The sequence below is a fragment of the Mesorhizobium sp. M1A.F.Ca.ET.072.01.1.1 genome, assembly GCF_004023325.1.
GTDB lineage: Bacteria > Pseudomonadota > Alphaproteobacteria > Rhizobiales > Rhizobiaceae > Mesorhizobium.
In genome coordinates, this window is the sequence record NZ_RZSF01000441.1 from 1 (window position 1) to 4390 (window position 4390).

Here is a 4390-nt window from a genome sequence, read left to right on the forward strand (position 1 = left end):
GTGTCCTGCAGCGTGTCGCGCTCAATCAAAACACGTTACATCTCCTCGATCGTACGCATGCAGGATGCGCCCCCGTCGAGAGCTTTCACCTTCACCGGTGGGGACTCTCTGCGCGTGCGCCGAGAGCTCCCTCACCCAGCACGGGAGCCTTGCATTGATTACCGCCGATACCCTCATCGCTACCTTCGAAGTCTCACTGCTCTGCACCAGCTTGATTATGGGCTTCGAGCCGTTTGCGCCTGAGCATATACAACCTGCGAGAATGGGCTGAATTGCGAGCTTGGCCGAAAACATCTTCGTCACATCGCTATTCGGCTTGCTTACCCTGCTTGCTACGCGTTGATCCTACGAAGCCAAGCTCGGGCGAGATTGTCCGCCCGAGCTGGCTGGGGACCTGGCTGACGTTCAGTCCGCCGCCGGCGCCTCATCGGCGAGATCCTGCCACCATGGCACAGTTCGCCCAATGAGAACGTCGTCGTCTTAAGCGGCATCCGTTCCGGGTGATTTTCTCGCCTAATTTGGAGCAGTCCCCATCCAAGATACTTGTCCTCTATGGCCGCATAAAAGGTCTCCAGGACCTCCTGCTCAGACGGCCCCGAAAGAACGTACTCAAGATCTTGAATTGGCGTGAAGACGGGTCGACGCCTATCTTCGACCGTGATTTCGGCGTCTTTCGCTGCGGCCAGCGCTTCCGCCTCGGCAATCAATTGCTGCCTCAAGGTGCCCGCCATCTGCCCCCACGAATCCAGCGTCAAAACCACCGCAGGAGCTGTGGCGGCAACATCCATCTTCAAAATCCCACGCCTTACGTGGGAGAAGAATTTCCATAGCTGGTAGACCGCTTTAGCTATCTGCGAATAGCCGGTCTTCGCATCTTCGATGGGATCGTCGGAATACTGCGCCTCGAATGTGAGCTTCGTGGCCTTGCACTCACAGACCATCACAACCTGCTCGCCCTGCCGAATCAAAACGTCAGGTGTGTCGAGGTTATTACCCTCATGTTTGTATTTCTCAGCGGGCAGCACCTCGAAGTCGGGACAATATTCCTTGATGACCTTCCGCGAGTAGTCTTCGAAGCGGTTCGTTGCGTCGTTCATGATGGCGGTGCCACCAGGGGATAAGTCGTAGTACAAACCCAAGGTGGCGCGCAGCATGATTAAGGACGGCAATGGCGATATAACAAAGTTGTTCATCGCCGCTGAGCGAAACACGGGTTTAACACGAATGTAGCTAGGCTGGTATATGACCGGCAACGCTACCTTCATACGATCCTCAAAATGGCGAAGCAGCTTTTGCGCCCCCCTTCTGATGCCCCAAATCTCATCAGAGATCATGTTATAAGTCTGCTTCACTTCATCACTGCTTATTCCAAGCTGGTTGACATGCTCAATCTGGGGGCTCCAAGGCCCCTCTAGGAGGCCCAAATAGATAGTGAAGCAGGCTCCGAAGAAGTGAGCAACGCTAAGACCGTATGTCTGCTCGAAATACGAAGCCGAATCCCCCTGCCCATACACATAAAGGTATCGGTATATGTCAGCCCTGTTTACCCACCCATTCTGCCAAGCGAACTGTCGATGAGATATTCGGTGCATTTCGATCAGAATGTTGGTCGCATCAACGCGGACCTTGCTCTCCTCTCCTTCGACGTTCCGGAGTGTGTTGACCAGGTCGACTATGGAATTAAAGTCCTTCGTGTCGAGCGATGGCCGATCAGACATTGACCTATCGTTTTTGGGCGTTGTTAGCGCAAGCTGGATAAGGGTTTCCGTATCCCATCTTTGAACAGTATATCGTGTGAATGGTTCCGCTGGCGCCGCTGCTGGCGGGTGCCTTAAGAACGGCTTTCCTTGCTCACCCTGCCGGACTGAATGGCATCGAGTGCCCAAAACATGCACATGATTCTTCGGTCATCTGTGCCACTCAAGAGTGCGCGGAGATGTGGTAGTGCTGGTACTGGTCCTGAGCGCGCCATTTTCGACATGCACTATGACTTTGCTAGGTCCGATCCCCACTCGTCGGCCTTGGCTTCGGTGTCGAATGGGCGTGTCATGGATTTATTTCGCAATACGGTACGGCCGTTCTCATAAACGACCTTAATACCCCCATGGTAGCTCGGAGCAGGACCATTGTACTCTACAGTCTTGACGACCCTCAGGCCGTTGTCGGGGTCAACGCCGTTGTTAGCGGAGACCTTCGCCATAAACTTCTCATACTCGGCTGCGGCCGATGAGGTTGTTACAGCTGCGGCGGCGCCTTGTTCAGCATCGTACTGCTCTTTCAGCTTCGTCAAAAGCGCAGGCAGGTAGGTCTTGTCCCCAAGCGTCAGGTACTTTTCAGCCAACTGCTGCTCATATTTTGCACCGAGCTGGAGCGCCATAGCCGATGACCGGCTGATGTCATTATCGACCTCCTTGAGCACCTCCCATTTTGCTTTGTCATAGGTAGGAGCTGGGGTATCGACCGGCTTGGCAGCCCTCAAATCACGATCATCCCGCAGCCTGAACGGCTCTTGGGGGGCCTCGGCCTTCGCCTCACCTGTTGCGGCTAGAATGAGGACGCCTATCAATCCGGTCAGACCGCAGAGGATGGCCCAGGTCATGGGGTCTTTGTTTCTGGCCGCCGCCATATTGTATCCAATCATGGCGAAAACGCCCATGATCACTACTGCTATTAAGAAAAGCATAGTCTATCCGCCCCAAATGCCCAGACACCTTACCTATCCTAGGTCCAAGCTTCTTTGAACTCCAATCGTAAAAAACAACCCAACCGGCTGCTTTTCTGTTCCGGCCCTTAGCTTAGAGACCGTTTCGAAATTCGCTCTGGCGAGTCATATGGTGGTGGTTTCGAGAGCAGCGCGAGGGACGATGAGGGAATCAGGAAAGCTCCTAATACTGTTATCAAATCTGGATCTTATAGAAATGCTTAATCTAAGCTCTCATGAAGGAGCTGCTGAGGATTTTCTGGATAAGCGAATTTGGGATTTTATCGTCAGCTTGCCGAGGTAAAACTTGACATGCAGGACTATGAAACTCTTCTCGTTGTGTGAATTCCCAAGAACGTGCCCACCTTTCCCGCGTAGCCGCTCTTGGCTGCGTGGTGGTGTTCCCGGATACGCGCCCGAAGGCGGCGCTCCCCTTTAATGAGCTAAAATTCTATCCTGTCCGTTTTCATCCGGTCCGTGAATGTGGGCAGATACAGCGATCCATAGAAGCTCAGCAGGTCAGGTCTGCCCGAGACATCGACACGCTTGGTCACGGACTCGACCATCGTATCAATGGCATCTTCGCTCGCTTCAATCTCGCCGGGAGGTGGGAGGTACCGTTTGTTGAGCGCGGCTTTCAGTCGACCGATACGTTCGAGCGGCAGAGGATGTGTCACACCATCTGAATAGCTCCTCAGCAGGCCGGCCCGGGCACTTACCTCAAGGAAGTGGAGGTAGAGCAGCACGTCGAATGCTCCACGAGCGAGTGTCCTCTTGGTCTCATGATCGGAGCCGGCCGCCAGCACCGCGCGGCAATCCGCGGCGAACTCGCACTCGTGCGAATAGACCCGCAAATCGTCACTGCCGAGGCGATCGACTAGGTGGCCCTCCAGCAGGTGCGCGAACTCGTGGCCAAAGGTGAATTCCATCTGTCGGCCCGTTTTAGATTGGATTTCGCGCTCAATCTGGGCCGGTAAAGTGGCCCGGGGGTCGAGATCGAAATCGAACGACTCGCTGCCGCGCATAATGCGCAGCGCGATTATCGCAGCGTCGATGCAGTCGTCGGTCCGTATCTCGGAATAAGGACCGTACATTGCGATGTTCATGAAATAAAAGAAGTAGCGCAGGTTCTCCGCGACCATCACAACGTCGCCGAGCATGGTTCTGCGCGCGACGGCGTTCACTTCATTGATGGGTGCCAAGCCGTACGGAATGGACTTCACGATCCGCTGAAGCGGGCGGCTCAGGCGGGAAACGTAGCGCTTCGCGTCAATGTTCTGCGCATTGTAATAGTCCGTGAGCGTCCAGCGCCGCCCGCGCTCTTCGAACTGTGCCCGCCGCTTCCGGAAAGTCCGAACCGCGCGCGGTGAGGCCGCGATTGCCTCAAGTCGAACACGCAGCAGATAATCGTGCGCTGTTCGAAGCTCGCGCAGCCGGATGATCTCATGCTTTGTTGCATAGGCAAGATGAAGATTCTCCACATCCGCCATCTCGGGGTCCGATGTGATGAAGCCGGTTATGTGGTAGGAGGTCCCATCCCCATTATCGACGATCACGCCATTGGAGGCGCGGCGCGACCCCGGCAGAAGATTGAGAATGCGGCGAACCTCCTCTTCGGTAATGTTCCGATTTCCGGGTAAAAGGGGCGGACTCATCAACGTCGTTTTCTCCATTGTCGCAGTGCAAGCC

General features: G+C 55.1%; 3 protein-coding genes. All 3 read right to left on the bottom strand.

Translation table 11 applies throughout. The features are described 5' to 3' along the window. Positions 1–332: 332 nt before the first annotated feature. Positions 333–1718: a hypothetical protein gene (locus EOA32_RS33755; RefSeq protein ID WP_128374032.1), complete on the bottom strand. Its 1386-nt coding sequence runs from the start codon at positions 1716–1718 to the stop codon at positions 333–335. A 266-nt stretch (positions 1719–1984) separates the two neighbouring features. Then, the gene (locus EOA32_RS33760; RefSeq protein WP_128374033.1) at positions 1985–2656 is read right to left on the bottom strand and encodes a hypothetical protein; all 672 of its coding nucleotides are present in this window, start codon (positions 2654–2656) and stop codon (positions 1985–1987) included. A gap of 488 nt (positions 2657–3144) precedes the next feature. After that, positions 3145–4390: hypothetical protein (locus EOA32_RS33765; RefSeq protein ID WP_210214874.1), on the bottom strand; the 1246-nt coding region annotated here is incomplete at its 5' end.